The sequence below is a fragment of the Pseudanabaena yagii GIHE-NHR1 genome, from assembly GCF_012863495.1.
Classification (GTDB): Bacteria; Cyanobacteriota; Cyanobacteriia; order Pseudanabaenales; family Pseudanabaenaceae; genus Pseudanabaena; species Pseudanabaena yagii.
Map to the genome: position 1 here is coordinate 2,501 of NZ_JAAVJL010000002.1, position 17,397 is coordinate 19,897.

Consider the following 17,397-nt stretch of genomic DNA (forward strand, 5'->3'; position numbering starts at 1 on the left):
GGTAGCTATGTGCGGAGAGGATAACCGCTGAAAGCATCTAAGTGGGAAGCCCACCTCAAGATGAGTATTCTCATGGGAAAACCCAGTAAGGTCACAGGAAGATTACCTGTTTGATAGGTTTCAGGTGGAAGCGTAGTAATATGTGTAGCCGAGAAATACTAATAGACCGAGGGCTTGTCCTCAATAATTACTCTACTTCTTGTATTTACTAACTAACTTTGTTACTTGATTACTGTGCAGCTTTCAAGGTTCTTACTTATCAGGTAGACCTTACAGGTTTGCTTGGTGTCTATGGTGCGGTGGAACCACTCTGACCCATCCCGAACTCAGGTGTGAAACGCTGTCACGGTGAAGATACTTTAGGGGTAGCCCTACGGGAAAATAGCTCGATGCCAAGCTCTTTTTTGAAAAGATAAAGGCGGTAGAAACTAGTTAGTTTCTACCGCCTTTATCTTTTTGTGATTTTCCTACAATCTCAGATATGGAAAGTATAGAATTGCTATGCTTTTGGAGATGGGCAGTAAACTTTATCAGACGATAATCATCTATGCTAAGCTAAAATTTTTATGTAAATGTAGAGGTGCTGTTATGACTGCTCAATTCTACTTAGTTGCATTAGCTTTAACTGGACTTTGGGGTTTAGTGGAACAATTCAATGTCCCTTCTGTTTCTGTTTATGCACAAACAATACCAGATCGGAAGGGAGATGCTGATCAGCTATCTAGATTAGGAAATGATCAATATCAAACTAGTAAATTTGAGGCAGCATTACAGTCATATCAGCAAGCATTAACTATCTATCTCGAAATTAGGGATCGCAGAGGCGAAGAATGGATGACAGGCAGTTTAGGGCGGACTTATAACAGCCTTGGTAAATATGGCAAAGCGATAGGGTATTTACAGCAAAGCTTAGAATTGGCAAGAGAAATTAAAGACCGCCTAGGGGAAGAACAATGGATTGGAAATTTGGGGATCAGTTATAAAAATCTTGGTAAATATGACAAAGCTATTGAGTACTACTTGCAAAGCTTAGTGATCGCGCGGGCAATTGAAGATCGACAAGGGGAAGAAAAGTGGCTGGGCAGTCTAGGATTTGCTTACGATGCCCTTGGTAAATATGACAAAGCTATTGAGTACTATCTGCAAAGTTTAGCGATCGCAAGGGAAATTAAAGACTTTTATGGTGAGGGGCAATTGTTGGGGAATCTGGGAGTTGCTTACCATGGACTTGGCAAATATTACAAATCAATTAATTACCAACTGCAATATTTAGCAATTGCAAGGAAAATTAAAGACCGTTTTGGAGAAATGCAGGCTTTACATAATTTAGGCTATGCCTACCTCAATTTGCATCAAGATCGTGAGGCAATGATTTATCTTCAACAAGCTTTAGCTATCGCTAGAGATATAGGCGATCTCAATACCGAAAGATACTTACTGGGAAGTATAGGACAAGTCTTATCTAACCAACAAGAGATTGAACTTGCGATTCTCTTTTACAAGCAAGCAGTTAATATTCGCGAAGTTATTCGTAAAGATATTCGTAAACTTGATAAAGATGTTCAAAAATCCTATTTAGATACTGTTGAAGATAATTACCGTAATCTCGCTGAATTGCTACTAAAACGCAACCGTATTTACGAAGCTCAGCAAGTTCTTGATCTACTCAAAGTTGAAGAACTCAGCGACTATCTCCGTACTGTACGGGGCAATAGTATTACTGAAAAAGGAACGGCATATCGTCGCCCAGAAGAAATTTTTATTGCGCTCTCCCTTGAACTTGATAGCTTACAAAAACGGAAACTCAAAAATCAACTCACCGATACTGAACAGCAGCGCCTCAATCAATTGATTCAGTTTGAACAGGAACAGAATAAACAATTTACGGCTTTCCTAAAGAGTGATGCTGTTCAATCCTTAGTTAAAGAACTGCGCCGCACTGAAGAGCAACAAAACCTTGATGTTAAAAATTTTCGCAACCTTCGTACTGATATACTCGCCAAACATCCAAATGCGGTTTTGCTCTATCCTCTCATCCTTGACAATAGTCTTGAATTAATTCTGATTACTGCCAAAACTCCTCCTATTCATCACTCTATTCCCATTAAGGGCGAAAAAGTAAATCAAGAAATAATGGATTTTAGATCTGGGCTAAGAGATGTTTCATCTCAAGATGTCAAAGAGTCAGCTCAGAATCTTTATGACTTGTTAATCAAGCCATTAGAACTAGAACTTAATCAACTTAAAATCGATACAATTGTCTATGCTCCCGATGGACAACTACGCTATATTCCTCTTGCTTCACTCTATGATGGCAAGCAATGGTTAATTGAAAAATATCGCATTGATAATATTACCTCTGAATCACTCACTAAATTTAATAAAACACCGATCGCTACACCACATATTTTTGCTGGTGCTTTTGGCAGTAAAGAAAAGGATGGATTTATAGGTTTGCCTTCTACTCTAGTGGAGGTGAAAAAAATTGCGGATCGTTTCACTAATACAAATACTGTTGTTGAATCTGCTTTCACTAAAACTGTGACTGAAAATAATGCCAACTCATACACGATTTTACACTTAGCCACTCATGGACATCTCTCCAGTGAAAAGCCTGAAGACTCTTTTATTCTCTTTGGTGATGGACAAAAAGCCACGCTTTCTGATATTGGCTACTGGACTTTAACTAATGTGGATTTAGTCGTTCTAAGTGCTTGTGAATCTGGGCTAGGCAGTAAATTAGATAATGGGATAGAAGTTCTCGGCTTAGGTTATCAAATGCAAGCCGCAGGGGCAAGAGGGGTAATTTCTTCACTTTGGCAAGTAAGTGATGAAGGAACTCAGGCTTTAATGGATGCTTTTTATGCTGAATTAAAAAAAAGTGATGTGACTCTCTCCGAAGCTTTGAGAATGGCTCAGGTGAAAATGATTCATAGCAATTTCTCCCATCCCTTCTACTGGTCTGCGTTTATTTTGATTGGCAATGGTTTATAAATCTGCACTCATTCCCAGATCGAGAGTAACTTTAATTTTAGCAGCATCTGAGGTTTCTGTGGCAAAGGCGATCGCAGTTGCCGCTCCCATAGAATGTCCGCCCATGCCGAGTTTTGCTTGATCAAAGAGTTCAGGATGTTGCTTCACATAAGAAAATACCAATTTCGCATCCTGAAGATTTTCTTCTGCACTAAAAGTTCTTGGATAGGACTCGCCAAATCCTCCAGAATCAAAGGTTAAAGCTGCAATTCCATGACGAGCTAACTCCAAAGCAAGTGGTTCCACCATCTCCTTAGAAGAGCTAACTCCATGCCAGAGAATCATCATCGGATAGGGTGCTGTTTGATTGGGCAAATAAAGTCTACCGACAAGAGCACGATCGCGATCGTGGTGAAGATTAATGGTTTTCGTTATGATCGTATGGGGATAAAAAACTTGATAGAGCAATAATCCGATGATTAAAGCGATCGCACCTAACCACAGCCCCAGTCTTGTAAATAATCTATGCATATTAATTAGGGATACAAAAAAGATGCCATCTTGCTTCTGTTAACTTTGTACTTCTAATTATTAACTGGGAAGGGAGTAGGTGATGTGTATACTTCTAACAATCCATTCAATATCATATGTTTAGGATTTTGCGATTTAATAAAGAACCAAACTTTTTGTGACGAGGTAGGGGACTTGACGAGAAAAAAGGTACCACCGAGTTTGTATGGCTTCGACTTCGCTCAGCCAACGTTGGCTGAGCGAAGTCGAAGCCGTAGGTACTTTAATTAATCGTAAGTCCCTAAAGCCTTGCCACAAAAAATCGTTCTGTGTCTCTGATTGCTACATAAAAGATTTTAATTCTTGGATGATCTGCTATGCCTGAACCAATTCTTATTCTTTATAACCAGCCGCAACCTAAAGCGATCGCTACCAATGTACGTCAATCACGGGTAGATGAATTTTTGGATTCGAGATCTCTGCAACCCAAAAGTCGCAAAGCATATCAAGCGGATTTACAGATTTTTATGGATTGGTGCGATCTCCCTTGGGCTGATGTCAGTCGTCGCAAAGTAACGCAGTTTAAAACCTTTTTACTAAAGGAACGCGGATTAGCTCTCAGTTCCCTCAATCGGGTGCTGTGTACACTCAAGTCCTTTTATCGCTGGATGTTGCTATCAGAATATATCACCGCCGATCCTACTATTGGTATTCAACAGGAACGCTTGCCTGAGCCTGATTCTCAAGACTTGGAAGATGAGGAGGTCGTGCGAATTTATGAAGCGATTAATTTAAGTAAAGTTGTCTTACGCGATCGCGCATTGTTTTCCGTTCTTTTGCATGGGTTGAGAGCCGAAGAGGTCTGCCGCTTGAATATTGAGGACTATTGCAATGGAGAATTAGTAATTAAAGAGGCAAAATGGGATAGCAAAGGAGAAGTACCCCTCACTAAGCTGGGGATACAGGATTTAGATGCCTATTTAGATTGGCGTAAAGAAAAAGAAGATGAGTTATTACCCGAAAGTCCTTTATTTGTTTCCTATTCCAATCGTAGTCAGGGTAAGCGCTTGACCTATTGGGGCATTCGTCATGTGATGGATGACTTAGCTGAGAAGACAGGTATTGCGCTCCATTCCCATCGAGGAAGACATACCTTTGCTACAAATTTAATCGTGAAATATGAGTTAGATCCCTCCTTAGCAATGGAATTAACCCGCCATCGCGATATTCGCAGTTTTAAACGCTATACCAATCGCAAAAATAAATTGGCTGCCAAACGTGCTTTCCTAAGAGCAGCCGAAAAATTGCAGTAACCTTACATTGCAATAAAAGAACGAATGAATTTAAGAGTGTTGCGTGGCAACACTCTTAAAATTCATTCGTTCTGATCAGAGGTTTCAGGTTCCTCGACAAAATTTGTCCATTCTGTATCCTCCAATCCATTAATCTGACGGTAGAACTTTTGTAGGTAACTTAAATCACTAGCAAATAAATTTTCGATTACTGTTGTGGTAATTTCTTCTAATCCCCCTAATTTAGTAATTACTCTTGCCAAAATAATCACAGTAGCGTAAGCAGGATTACTCCTCACACGCGGATCGCGCATTGGTGTAATTTCATCGATCGCTCTTGATAGACGCATCACACCTTTTCGATGTAAATTGCCATCACTATCGACATAGCCCTTGGGAAGCGTAAATTCAAACTCTGTTTGAATCATTGATTTTTAACTAATCCTTAAAAAGTCGTTCACGCTTAACTCTACCTCAGCCACTGCAAACTCACCACTATCTGCTTTAAAGTCAGAAATTTTATAGCGCACTGGCCAAGCCCCATTAAATCGAAATCTGGCTTTCTCGATTGCCGACTGATCGTAAACAGTGATATCACCATCTCGAAGCTGTTGCGTCCAATTCCCATCTTCAACTGCCTTGAGCCATTTCCACATGGTCATGGAAATAGTTAACCCTTGCTTGAGAATAATATTATCGCTCTTGACATTACCAGGAAGTTTAGTGCGGACAACACGTCCCTTACTGGAGGAGTTCTTTCCCCATACTTGGGGTGTCACTTCTACAATCTCGATCACTTCTTGGCTACGGGATAAACCACTACATTCCATAAAGTAGCCATCAATTTTTTCGAGACTACCCTGTAAAGTAATTTCCACATAAAACCTAGAACTAGCTAAAAATTCGACCTGTTGATCTTGAGCGCTAGCATCTGTTCCTGCCATGAAATCTCACCATTAAATGTAATAGTTTGTCCATTAGCGCTGGCTAATGGGCAAACCCATATCATTGATTAGCCATATTATTTGGTGCGGTGTAAAGACTCATACACAAATTCAATTGTTTCTGTGGCTAAACCTTCTGCACCTGCCTCTAGTTTAATGGATTTGTAACTTGCAGGCATAACTCCTTTCAGTTCCCAAACTGCTGCCGCTTCACCACCTTGATTGTATAGAGTAATTGTTGCTGTATCCCTTACCCCTTTAGTTTCTGAACCACCGCCACCGAGAGGCTCAGTGTGAGATGCACTGTACCACTTGATGAGGCGATCGTCCCCCACTGTACAGACAAACTCAACGGTAACTTTGCTATTAGTTACACCCGTTACAGTTGCTTGAATTACTGATTTTGCCCCTTTGGTGACTCCATAGGACTTAGAATCACCAGCAGTTTGCAAAGTAGAACTAATGCCACTTACGCTTTTGATCACTAAGTCTGGGTACTTACCCAACTCAAAACTGTACTTAGAGCAAGCTAAAACTTCACCTTTTGCCATAGTTTCTTGACCTCAAAAATTTATAGTCTGTGTCATCGAGCTTATTTCAGTCAGATGACCTTTGCTCTACTTGATACGGTTGATCTGCTCAGCAATAATTTCGTAGGTTTCAACTGCCAAGTCCTTGCTTTCAGAGTTAAAATCGCTCACTTTGTAGGATTTGATCCAACAGTTGATGAGATTCCAACGAATTACTTCGGTGTCTTCGCTGTCGTAGGCAACAATTGAGCCATTTTTACGATTGGAAGACCATTTCCCTTGACCACCTTCACTCTTAGGCATAGTGTTCAACATCCAATTGTAAAAATCCATGTCCCCTTCAGTAACATATACTTCAACGGTCACGTTAGGGTTCTCTTCAAATCCTGACGAAGTACTCTGCCAGAGGGTCTTACCACCTTTGGTGGAAGCAAGAGGTTTTTCATGCCCTGCGGTCTGTCCTGTAAAAGTTACTTCAGAAACACTTTTAATTAACTTGTCCGTCAATCCATCAAATTCTACATAGTATCGACTAGTAGGAATTGGTATAAGATCAGCCATTCTTCCTCCTTGAACTTTGTGTTATTGGGTGTTATTGCGCTGAATGATTGCTGAGTTATTGAATATTTAGGTGCTTGATTTGAATAATTAGGTAAATATTTAGCGATCGCCAAATATTTACCTAATTATTTTAAAATCTAAAACTATGCCTTCAAGAGAACCACAGCATAAATCTTAAGAAAGCGATAAATTTAGTCACATTATTTAGTCACATTATTCGGAGAAAAGAGAACCACTACGGTTCTCTTTTCTGCAAACTTAGCTATTAGGCGACCACTGGCTGACTCGGAAGATCACAAACTCAGCAGGTCGGACAGGGCAAATGCCAACTTCGATGAATAGACGACCCATCATCATGGTTTCGTTGGTATTGATCGAGGCATCGCATTTGACGTAAAACGCTTCGGATGCTGCGCCGCCAAACAATGCGCCATTGCGCCAGAGTCCTTCGAGGAAGTTGCTCACTGTGCGCGAGACTCTTGCCCAGAGGTCAGTGTCATTGGGTTCAAAGACGACCCATTGTGTACCGATCTCGATCGATTTTTCGATGTAGCTGATCAAGCGGCGGACACTGATATAGCGCCATTGAATATTGTCTGGTTCCACCAAGGTACGTGCGCCCCAAACTTTGAAGCCACGATTGTAGCTAGCAAAGTTGCGGATACAGTTGATACCAATGGGGTTCAAGAGTTCTTGCTCACGCATATTGGTTTCATAGGCTAAGCCAAGTACACCTCTGGGAGTGTCGTTAGCAGGAGCTTTGAATATACCGCGTGATTGGTCGGTGCGACACCAGAGACCCATGATGTGACCGCAGGGAGGAACGTAGGAGGGCTTGCCACCTTTGCGGGGGTTGGCAACCTTGATCCAAGGGTAGTAGAGTGCGCCAAACATGGAGCGACGGTTGAACATACTCAACCATTGGGCTACGTCTTGAGGCTTTTGGCGATCAGGAGGGACTGCTTCCATGCCCTTAGAGGGTTTGATCGGTGGGGGATCGATGACAGCCATACGGAAGGCAGGACCTGGGAAGGAGTTTTCGCACATGCTGAGCATCATTTCCATGACCCCGTGGACTTGATCGATATCGATTAGTCCTGCTTCGTAAACGCGCATCAGGTCAGGGCAAGCGATCATCGCTGTTTCGTCGATTTCAAACATGCCTTGGATGCCTGTGCGATCATCTCTTTGTCCTAGGAGATCACGGGCAAAGCGATCGATTGAGGAGATGTAAGGAGGAGGAGCAATTTCATAGGCTCCGTTGGCAGGACGACGGGAGAGGGGCTGTCCACTGGTGGAGATATCAGCGATGGTGACATATTCAGAATCGGCGATCGCTGTGACAACATAGTCGGCAACTTCGGGGGCGACCTGTGGATTCATGGAGACATTCTCGAATCTTTCGAGTTCCTGTCCACCACGAACGACGACAACATTGAAAAATTCACCAGTATTTAAAGGTGGCTCGGCATCATCAGGTGCATCAGCAGGTAAAGGCTTGGGCGTACTTTCTTGGATGATCACCTTGAGGCGATCGCCTGAGGATGGCAAAGCTAATTGACTTTCAGAGGCATCGGCAGGCTTGATGTTAAACATCAATGCGGGTTTATTGTTGGATGTGCCGATCCGTAGAGCTGTAGCTTCTGGAGGTGGAGGAGTTGAGCCAGGTAATTTTGTACCGATACTCGTTACCCAACAGCGACCACCGCCATTGACAAACCAACCGCTAACGGCAAAGGGTAAGTAAGCATCGAAGTCAGTAAATCCGTCGGAACCGGGGGCAGCGAAATATTCACGATATTGATCCCATGATGTCACCATCATCGGTTTGAATAGTTCCGCATCACCGCGCACATCTTCTGTAAATCCAATAAATCCCGCCACACTCAGGCTGATCCCTTCAATCGGACGACTGCCTTTATCAACCTCTTCGACGTATACGCCCGGGGCGAAGTAGTCTAGTGCCATATGCCACCCTTTAACTATGTCTATAGAGGTATACAGTAGGCAGGATTAAAATTAAGGGTTATTAGACTTTAGTCTATACTTTTACTAAAATGAGATGGCTCAAAAGTTCTTGGTGTTAAACCAAATTTAATTACTAAGAAATAATAAAAGTTCTGTTAACAATTGCTAAGGATTAATAAATGCTTTTAGATGGAATTTAATCTCTATTACGTTTTATTTCATGCTTGAGATCATTGGGAATAGACCTTGTAGGCATCTCTAATAAAGTATTGATTCCAGCAATATTTCTTTAGAATTTAGGCTTTAGCGTTAATTTTTATTTAATTTTTGTTTTAGCAGATTGCCTAACTAAGCTTATTTACCTACTTAACTTGCTTGAATAAGTTTTTATTTTTACTGATAAGAAATCAAAAGAATGATATATGACAACAACGGCTCAAGTGGTATCAGTTTTATTAGTAGAAAATGACTCTATTTTTCGTAGAGGGTTACATACACTGCTGAGCTTTTATAGTGATGATTGCTATCTACAATTTCAGATTGTGGGGGAGGCGACCTCTAGCGAGCAAGCAATCAAGCTGGTAGTCGAGCAAAAACCCGCACTGATACTTTTGGATGTGAAGTTAGCTTTGGAATTACCTGAAGACAGTGGACTGAAAGTACTCATGGATTTAAAGAAATTGGATTATCATGGCAAGGCTTTGATTTTGTCAGCACATCGCGAGGATGAGTTGGTATTTCGAGCGATGCAGTTGGGTGCGCGAGGCTATGTGGCAAAGGATCGCATTGGTAGTCAGTTGTATGATGCAATTTCTACAGTTATGAATGACGAAATTTTCTTACCGCCTGATATTGCTACCAGCTTCTTTCGGATTTTTCATTTCTATGCAGGGCGATCGCTACAGGGGCATTGCACGATCCATCTAACCGATCGCGAGCAGGAGGTATTGAACTGGTTAATTAAGGGAGCATCGAATGAGGAAATTTCTCGCTATTTGCATGTAACGATCGCGACAGTGAAAGCGCATCTCACTAGTGTGTTTGAAAAGTTAGGGGTGACTAGTCGCACGCAGGCAATTGTCAAAGCTTTAAAGTTAGGTTTGGTAGGTACTGATGAGTAATTATTTAGCGATCGCTACGGTTACGGCTACATTACAACGAATTTTGCAATCGGTAATTCAACAAGATATTGAGGGTGCTAGAGCCACAACTTTACCCCCTGGGGGGATTTCCACAGGTGCGCCAGAGGTGGGGGTCAATATTTTCTTATATCAAGTGACGAGTAATCCTGCATTGGCTAATTATGACTCTGCACCAAATCGCGCAAAGGGGAATCCCCTCAATCGTCAGGTGGCGATCGATCTCTATTACATGATGAGTTGCTATGGCAGTGATGCGGAACTACAACCACAGAGGGTTTTAGGTAGTGTAATTAGTACTCTCACTGATAAGCGGATATTGACATCTGATTTAATTCGTTCTACTTGCAATGATCCCACTTTTCCATTTTTAGCAGAATCGGATTTAGCAGATCAGATCCAGCAGGTGACTGTCGCGCCTGTAGATATTTCCCTAGAGGATCTGTCCAAGGCTTGGTCAGTGTTTTATCAAGTGCCCTATGTGCTATCGGTTGCCTATCGGGCTTGTCTCGTGATTGTCGAAGGTCGAGAAAACTTTCAGCGATCGCTACCTGTGCGTGATAGTTCGCCCGCAGGTATTGTGCCGTTCCCCGCTTCTCCCCATCTTGATCAGGTGACGGTTCAGGGTAGTCGCTTTGAACCGATCGCGATCAGTAGTGTACTAATGATTCGAGGAAGGAATCTCCAAAGCCAAACTGTAGAAATTCATATTGGCGATTTGGTGATTACGCCTATGGAAGTTAAGGAGCGCGAAATTACTTTTTCGTTAAGTAATACTCCTTTTCCTATGCTCCAAGCTGGGGTGCAGAGTTTACAAGTTGTACATCGTCTGGAGAGCACTTCGCCTTTAATGACTAATGCGATCGCTTCTAATGTATTGCCCTTTGTTCTTTGTCCAACAATTATCAATTTATCGGTACGAGGTGTAGAAGAGGTAGAAGATCATTTGCGATCGGCAGTGGTGGTCGTGCAGTTAGATGTTTTAGTGCGGGAGAAACAGAAAGTGGTAATAGCGCTGAATGAATGGACGATGGAGGCTCCCAGTGTCTATATGTTTGATCGTCCTCCTCTATCCAATGCTAGTTCAACGATTGAGATTCCAATTACTAATGTCAAGGCAGGTGAGTATCTAGTGCGAATAAGAATCGATGGTGCAGAGAGTAAGCTGGGTGTAGATGATAATCCTGATAGTCCGACCTATAACTGGTACAACAGTCCTAAAATTGCGATCGCCTGAACTTGAGTTTAGTGATTGGTGACGTGCGAAGCACGTCACCAATCAACTAGAACTATGTATAAGATCAATCAGACTATCTACTAATCTTTCAGAGGAGAGAGGCATAATCTCCTTGCCATGCATAATTTCCTGCACAACGACGAAGGAAACTAAGGAACCGAAGAAAATATGGGCGGTGGCTTCGGAGTCCTGAATTCCTAATTCGGGATGAGCGTCAAAGTATTGACTCAATAGCTGTCTTCCGCGCTGAATCACTGTCTGATAATAGAGCTTTGCCATTTCAGGAAAGCGTGAAGATTCGGCAATGATTACTTTTAAGAGACTGAGATATTCTTGATCCTCGGCAACTCTCAGCAAATAGGTTTCGGCAACCTGCCTGAGAAGTTGGTCGGGTTCACCTTGTAACTGCTCTGACTCAAAAAGAGTATGAAATCGAGCGATCGTAATTTGTTCAATTAGAGCTTTGAAGAGGCTCTCTTTGTCATGGAAATAACTGTAAATAGTTTGCTTAGAGACCCCTGCCTCACTGGCAACGCGATCCATACTCGTGCCTGCATAGCCATCGCGAAAAAACAATTGCATCGCGCCTTGCAAGATCCTTTCGCGTTTCTGTTTCCCTAAGATGGCTTGGCTAGCAGTAAGAGTCATGACAAGAATTTAAGTTTAATTTAAGTTTATTAACTTTGTTGCAAGTTTATTCATACTAGACTGTCTAGTATGATATGTAAATCTATAAACCTATAGTCTTTATTGCGATCGCGAAACTATGTCACAGGCTGCCCCTAATCCCTCAGAAGTTTCTCTGCAACAAACCGAATCGCAAAATGTCGATCCCGCGAATACGCCGCAACAACCTCAGAAGTTTAATCCACGCTTAATCATTCCTCTTGCCTTGGTAATTGGTGCAATTGGTTATGGAATCTGGACAATCTTGCCGAAACCTGCGGAAACGGTCTTGCATGTGAGTGGGCGCTTGGAATCCGATGAAACGGACATTGGCGCAAAGACGGCAGGACGCTTAGCAAACATTTTGGTGCGTGAAGGAGATGTGGTCAAAAAGGGGCAGGTGGTGATTGAGATGGAAGATGAAGAAATTCCTGCTCAACTCAGTGGCTTGAATGCCCAAATTGAAGCCGCTCAGCAGGAAGAGATCCAAGCAAAGCAAGAGATTGCCGTCGCCGAGAGTCGCATTCGTGAAGCTACGTTAAATGTGCAACAGTCACAGGGGGATGCGGTCGGACGGATCGATCAAGCGCAGTTTACAGTCTCGGCAACGGCATCGGATTTGCGACAGGCGGAAGCATTGGTGAAGCAGTCAGAGGCTCAATTGCAGCAATCAAAAGCAGAATTAAAATTGGCAAGAATAGAACGCGATCGCTATGCTGAATTGGTCAAAGAAGGCGCAGTCAATCAACAACAGTTCGATCAAAAGCAAACTGTCCTCGATACTTCCCTTGCCAATGTGAATACTACTGAGGCAAAGTTGTTGGCAAGTCAGGCTTCGGTCAGAGCTTTTCGCGATCGCTTGCTAGCAGCACAGGGTAATTCGGTACAGGTACAGGCAACGGGCTTAAATCCAGATATTCGTAACGCTCAACTTGATACCTATTATTTACAGAAGAATCAAGCACAGTCGAAATTACTTGCCGCACAGGCAAAGGTCAAAAACGCTCAAGCTGCCCGTGACCAGATCCAGCGTCGTTTGGATTCCTTTAAGGTCAAAAGTCCCATTGATGGCATTGTCCAGAGTCGTCCCTTTGAGTCAGGAGCTGTAGTCGCTACGGGCAAAACCTTGCTAACGGTTCTCGATCCCAATGCTGTATATCTACGGTGCTACATTCCCGAAGGTGAGATTGGCAAAATTCGTGTAGGACAGACTGCCAAGGTCTTTCTTGATTCCAGTCCCAATAAGCCTTTTATCGCCCATGTCTCCCAAATTGATACGAAGGCTTCCTTTACTCCTGAAAATATCTACTTCAAACAGGATCGAGTCAAGCAAGTATTTGGGGTGAAGTTAGCGATCGATCAGCCTGAAGGCTTTGCTAAGTCGGGTATGCCTGCTGATGCGGAAATTGAGTTGAAGTGATGTTCATTTTGCCGTAAGCAAAAATCAATTGAGTATGGCAACGCCATTTTTTAACTTGGTATTAGGAAACAATTATGACCAGTATTTCCCCCGTATCTTCAGAACGAATAGCGATCGCCAAATCCCATAGCTCTCCAGTAATTTCTGTGCAGAATTTGCGTAAGCAGTATGGCAATTTTATGGCTGTGAAAGGGATTGATTTTGAAGTGAAGCAGGGAGAAATCTTTGGCTTAATTGGTCCCGATGGTGCAGGGAAAACCACCTGCTTTCATATATTAGGCGGCGTGATGGAATCTTCGGGTGGTGAAGTATTAGTACTAGGAGAAGCGCCACGTACTGCTCGATTAAATATTGGCTATCTCACCCAGCAATTTTCGCTCTATTTAGATTTGAGTATTGATGAGAACTTACGCTACAGTGCAGGACTGCGGCAAGTTCCTAACGATCAATTTGAGCAGAGACGTGATAAGTATTTGCGATTGATGAACCTTGAACGCATTGGCGATCGCCTTGCGGGACAGTTATCGGGAGGGATGAAACAAAAGCTCGCCCTCTGTTGCGCCTTAGTATCACAGCCGCGATTGCTATTACTAGACGAACCAACCACAGGGGTTGATCCTGTCTCACGGCGAGAGTTTTGGGATGTGCTAGCTGCCCTCGCCGATGATGGGATGACGATTGTGGTAGCAACGCCTTACCTTGATGAAGCTGAGCGCTGTAATCGTATTGCCTTAATGTATGAGGGGCAAATCAGCGAAATTGGCACATTGCCGCAATTACGCGCCCATCTGGGATTACAAAGGTTAGAGGTGCGGACTTCAGCTTTGGCGGAGGCGGAGTCAGTGCTATTGGAAACTGCGAGGGGGAGATCGAGTATTGCCGATGTGCAGACCTTTGGCGATCGCCTAGATGTATTGGTTGAGAATGCCACAACTGACGAAAGAGCGGTGAGACAGGCTTTTAGCGATAGCCTCGTACCGTTTGATAGCATTCAAGCCAGTGAGGCAACCCTTGAGAATGTGTTTGTGACCCGATTGCGCCAACAAGGTTCTGATCCTTTGTTTCTGCCTTTCCCGCGATCGCAGTTCCCGAATGGTGGTAATTCCAAGCTTGATCATATGGCGATCGCTGCCCGTAATCTGCAAAAGACCTTTGGCAAGTTTCGCGCTGTCAAAGATGTCAATCTCGAAATTCGCTATGGTGAGATTTACGGACTATTAGGTGCAAATGGGGCGGGCAAAACAACGACGATCAAAATGCTCTGTGGTTTGCTCGAAGCTACCAGTGGCAAAATAACCCTAGCAGGACAGAGCCATAATCTGCGGAGTAGCGCTTTGCGGAAACGCATCGGCTATATGAGCCAAAAGTTTACGCTCTACGATGATCTCAGCATTCTCCAAAATCTTGAATTTTACTGTGGTGTTTACGAAGTGCCGCCACACTTACGTCGCGAAAAGATTGCTTGGGTTTTGGAAACCTGTGGACTGGTGGGTAGAGAAAATATGCTGACGGGCAAGCTCCCGGGAGGATGGAAGCAAAGGGTTTCCTTTGGAGCCTCGGTGATGCATGAGCCAGAAATTCTCTTTTTAGATGAGCCGACCTCGGGAGTCGATCCCCTCGCAAGGCGACAGTTTTGGCGCACAATTAATGACTTTGCACGACAAGGAACAGCGATTCTGGTGACAACTCACTATTTAGAAGAGGCAGAACAATGCAATCGCATGGGCTTTATGGTGGCGGGAGAGGTGGTGTTGCAGGGTTCGCCTAGTGAGGTGAAGGCGGCTCAACCGGGGCAGTTAATTGAACTCAAGGTCGATCGCAATCAGCAGGCAGCGAATTTCCTGAAAACGCGATGGGAACCTTGGCGGATTTCCATTTTTGGCGATCGCCTCCATGTGGTGCTGGATCATCCTGATACGGAGTTACCACTTATGAGATCCCATCTTGCCGAAAATAATATTCAACTCTATAGCGATCGCCCTGTTCCTTTCTCCTTAGAAGATGCGTTTATCGGCACGGTGCAACGTTCGGAAGCAGGTATTTCTCACTTAGCAGAGTAGAAATCAAAAAATTGTAATTGAATTTGCTTAGATTGATTGGAGGCTATGATTATGACTGATATCGGTTTGACTCATATAGCACTACCTGTTGCGGATATTGAGCGGAGTATTGCTTTTTATCGTAAGTATGCAGGAATGCAAGTGGTACATCAGCGACACGATCAGCAGGAAGGAGTTCCTGTAATATGGCTCAGCGATCTCACTCGTCCCTTTGTAATTGTTTTGATTGAGGCACAAGTAGTTAATCCGATTCTGTCACCATTTGCACATCTGGGTGTTGGTTGTAGAAGTCGGGAAGAAATGAATAGCCTCTGTGAACAAGCTCGTCAAGAGAATTGTCTGATTAAAGAGCCGCAAGATTCTGGATATCCTATCGGTTACTGGGCTTTCTTATGTGATCCCGATGGACATACTCTAGAGCTTTCCTATGGACAGGAGATTGGTCTAAATGTTGAGAAATCTCTGAGCGATCAACTATGAAAAGAATTCTCTCGCAATGCAGCAAGGAATTATCCCAATTTAAGCGCGATCGCTTGACCTTAGCTTTAGCCTTCTTACTTCCCTTGATGACCCTATTTATTTTCGGTTTTGCGATTCGTCTGGAAGCCAAGAATATTCCGATTGTGATTCAGGACTATGATCGCAGTCAAATTAGTCAACGCTATATAGCCAGACTATTTGCCACTAATCAATTCATCTTCATTCCTTGGACAAATAACAAATCCGTAGAAATTGCCCTCGATCAGGCAATCGCTAAAGCAGGTGTGATTATTCCTCCCGATTTCCAGCGTCACCTGACCGCAGGTAAAATCGCCGATGTCCAAGTACTCGTCGATGGTACAGATGCCAACAATGCGAGGGTGATTAAAAACAGTATTAAGGCAACCACCAATGATTTTATGCAAGCTGAAGGTCTAATTCCTGATACCAATTTGCTGACCACGCGATCGCGCCTATGGTTTAACCCCGGACGACAGGAATCGCTGTATATCGTACCGGGGGTCTATGCGGTGGTGCTGTGGATTTTTCCATCATTACTATCCGCGATCGCAATGGTGCGGGAAAAGGAACGACAGACAATTTTGCAGGTTTATGCCTCCAGCATGAGCGCCACCGAACTGGTTCTAGGTAAGGGCTTAGCCTACCTGATCGTCAGTCTCGGTATTGCTTTGGTCGTTATGGGTATTGGAGCGATCGTGTTTGGACTGCGATTAGCAGGCGATCCCACTCCCTTACTAGTGGCAACGCCCATCTATCTATGGGCAAGTGTGATGTTTGGCACGATGTTAGGAACGCGCACTAATAACCAAAATGCTGCTGTGCAAGGCGTTGCCCTTGTAGGATTCCTCACAGCTTTACTTCTATCAGGATTTATCTATCCCTTGAGCAATATTCCCTTTCCCCTTTCATTATTACCAAATATCATCCCCGCCCGTTACTTCATCGAGATTACCCGTGATGCCTATGTACGCGGCACAGGCTGGATCGGAGTCTGGTTTGCGGAGATCATGATTTTTGCGATCGGTATGGTGTTCTTTAATATTTCTCGCAAGGTTTTGAGCAGAATGCAGTTGACTGATTGATATAGGTTGGGGCTATTTGTTGATGATTGAGGGTGTATAAAAAACATGTATAAAAATATTTCTATTCTCACAGATGTACAAGTAGCACAGCTTCAAGACCTTTATCAGTATGCTTGGTGGGCAAAGGAAAGAACATTGGATGATATTTGGCAGATGCTCAACAACACTGATTATATATTCGGAATTTGTGAATCCGATTCTAAGAAACTAATCGCCTTTGCTCGTGTCCTTAGCGATCGCACCTATAGAGCAATAGTTTTTGATGTAGTTGTGGCAGCAGATTATCGCCATCAAGGATTGGGTTCTTTGCTGCTTGAGCAGATTATTTCTCATCCAGAACTTTCAAAGGTCGAGTGCATCCAACTATTTTGCCTGACAGAGATGATGCCTTTCTATGAAAAATTAGGGTTTGTCCGAGCCGAACAATCTCTATTAGTGCGCCAAAGGCTTATCCCTAGTTAGCACGATGTTCGATAGAAACATCTTTGACTAGATCTATTAAAGCTAATGCAAT

At 43.3% G+C, this 17,397-nt stretch carries 17 protein-coding genes and 2 rRNA genes (1 of these 19 running past the window's edge); 12 read left to right on the forward strand and 7 right to left on the reverse strand.

Annotated elements, in window-relative coordinates:
- From HC246_RS16915 to HC246_RS16925, 3 genes are all read left to right on the forward strand, one after another.
- Positions 1-182, forward strand: a 23S ribosomal RNA gene (locus HC246_RS16915) (its annotated part extends 2,500 nt beyond the left edge of the window); the annotation flags it as partial.
- Between the two features lie 99 nt (positions 183-281).
- A 5S ribosomal RNA gene (gene rrf / locus HC246_RS16920) occupies positions 282-398 on the forward strand.
- Positions 399-588: 190 nt separating this feature from the next.
- On the forward strand, positions 589-2,994 hold the full coding sequence (locus HC246_RS16925; protein WP_169364651.1) for a CHAT domain-containing protein: 2,406 nt from the start codon (positions 589-591) through the stop codon (positions 2,992-2,994).
- Here HC246_RS16925 and HC246_RS16930 read toward each other — a convergent pair.
- Positions 2,989-3,504: an alpha/beta hydrolase gene (locus HC246_RS16930; protein ID WP_169364652.1), complete on the reverse strand. Its 516-nt coding sequence runs from the start codon at positions 3,502-3,504 to the stop codon at positions 2,989-2,991. The two genes, HC246_RS16925 and HC246_RS16930, sit on opposite strands and share 6 nt — an antisense overlap.
- 205 nt (positions 3,505-3,709) lie before the next feature.
- Here HC246_RS16930 and HC246_RS16935 point away from each other — a divergent pair, with 205 nt between their 5' ends.
- The gene (locus HC246_RS16935) at positions 3,710-3,868 is read left to right on the forward strand and encodes a hypothetical protein (RefSeq protein WP_169364653.1); all 159 of its coding nucleotides are present in this window, start codon (positions 3,710-3,712) and stop codon (positions 3,866-3,868) included.
- The gene (locus tag HC246_RS16940) at positions 3,861-4,796 is read left to right on the forward strand and encodes a tyrosine-type recombinase/integrase (protein ID WP_169364654.1); all 936 of its coding nucleotides are present in this window, start codon (positions 3,861-3,863) and stop codon (positions 4,794-4,796) included. The genes HC246_RS16935 and HC246_RS16940 overlap by 8 nt, the downstream gene beginning before the upstream one ends.
- 62 nt (positions 4,797-4,858) lie before the next feature.
- Here HC246_RS16940 and HC246_RS16945 read toward each other — a convergent pair whose 3' ends face one another.
- The 5 genes from HC246_RS16945 to HC246_RS16965 all read right to left on the reverse strand — a co-directional run bounded on the left by HC246_RS16945 (position 4,859) and on the right by HC246_RS16965 (position 8,778).
- Positions 4,859-5,203, reverse strand: coding sequence for a hypothetical protein (locus HC246_RS16945; protein ID WP_211167834.1), 345 nt, complete (start codon positions 5,201-5,203; stop codon positions 4,859-4,861).
- A gap of 6 nt (positions 5,204-5,209) precedes the next feature.
- On the reverse strand, positions 5,210-5,719 hold the full coding sequence (locus HC246_RS16950) for a phage tail protein (RefSeq protein ID WP_169364655.1): 510 nt from the start codon (positions 5,717-5,719) through the stop codon (positions 5,210-5,212).
- A gap of 77 nt (positions 5,720-5,796) precedes the next feature.
- Entirely contained in the window at positions 5,797-6,270 is a 474-nt protein-coding gene (locus HC246_RS16955) for a phage tail protein (RefSeq protein WP_169364656.1), read from the reverse strand.
- A 66-nt stretch (positions 6,271-6,336) separates the two neighbouring features.
- The gene (locus HC246_RS16960) at positions 6,337-6,810 is read right to left on the reverse strand and encodes a phage tail protein (protein WP_169364657.1); all 474 of its coding nucleotides are present in this window, start codon (positions 6,808-6,810) and stop codon (positions 6,337-6,339) included.
- A gap of 258 nt (positions 6,811-7,068) precedes the next feature.
- Positions 7,069-8,778 (reverse strand): phage tail sheath family protein, encoded by a 1,710-nt coding sequence (locus tag HC246_RS16965; protein WP_169364658.1) that lies wholly within the window; start codon positions 8,776-8,778, stop codon positions 7,069-7,071.
- 422 nt (positions 8,779-9,200) lie between these two features.
- On the opposite strand from HC246_RS16965, the gene HC246_RS16970 reads away from it, so the two are divergent.
- On the forward strand, positions 9,201-9,899 hold the full coding sequence (locus HC246_RS16970) for a response regulator transcription factor (RefSeq protein ID WP_169364659.1): 699 nt from the start codon (positions 9,201-9,203) through the stop codon (positions 9,897-9,899).
- Positions 9,892-11,154 (forward strand): DUF4255 domain-containing protein, encoded by a 1,263-nt coding sequence (locus tag HC246_RS16975; RefSeq protein WP_169364660.1) that lies wholly within the window; start codon positions 9,892-9,894, stop codon positions 11,152-11,154. Before HC246_RS16970 ends, HC246_RS16975 begins: the two co-directional genes overlap by 8 nt.
- A 42-nt stretch (positions 11,155-11,196) precedes the next feature.
- Here HC246_RS16975 and HC246_RS16980 read toward each other — a convergent pair whose 3' ends face one another.
- Positions 11,197-11,802: a TetR/AcrR family transcriptional regulator gene (locus tag HC246_RS16980; RefSeq protein ID WP_169364661.1), complete on the reverse strand. Its 606-nt coding sequence runs from the start codon at positions 11,800-11,802 to the stop codon at positions 11,197-11,199.
- 118 nt (positions 11,803-11,920) lie between these two features.
- On the opposite strand from HC246_RS16980, the gene HC246_RS16985 reads away from it, so the two are divergent.
- The 5 genes from HC246_RS16985 to HC246_RS17005 all read left to right on the forward strand — a co-directional run bounded on the left by HC246_RS16985 (position 11,921) and on the right by HC246_RS17005 (position 17,345).
- The gene (locus tag HC246_RS16985; RefSeq protein ID WP_169364662.1) at positions 11,921-13,240 is read left to right on the forward strand and encodes an HlyD family secretion protein; all 1,320 of its coding nucleotides are present in this window, start codon (positions 11,921-11,923) and stop codon (positions 13,238-13,240) included.
- A 74-nt stretch (positions 13,241-13,314) separates the two neighbouring features.
- Positions 13,315-15,300: an ATP-binding cassette domain-containing protein gene (locus HC246_RS16990; protein ID WP_169364663.1), complete on the forward strand. Its 1,986-nt coding sequence runs from the start codon at positions 13,315-13,317 to the stop codon at positions 15,298-15,300.
- Between the two features lie 51 nt (positions 15,301-15,351).
- A complete protein-coding gene (locus HC246_RS16995; RefSeq protein ID WP_169364664.1) occupies positions 15,352-15,780 on the forward strand; it encodes a VOC family protein in 429 nt (142 codons plus the stop codon).
- Positions 15,777-16,883 carry an ABC transporter permease gene (locus tag HC246_RS17000; RefSeq protein WP_169364665.1) on the forward strand — a complete coding sequence of 369 codons (1,107 nt, stop codon included), beginning with the start codon at positions 15,777-15,779 and terminating at the stop codon, positions 16,881-16,883. The genes HC246_RS16995 and HC246_RS17000 overlap by 4 nt, the downstream gene beginning before the upstream one ends.
- A gap of 45 nt (positions 16,884-16,928) precedes the next feature.
- The gene (locus HC246_RS17005) at positions 16,929-17,345 is read left to right on the forward strand and encodes a GNAT family N-acetyltransferase (RefSeq protein WP_169364666.1); all 417 of its coding nucleotides are present in this window, start codon (positions 16,929-16,931) and stop codon (positions 17,343-17,345) included.
- Positions 17,346-17,397: the final 52 nt, after the last annotated feature.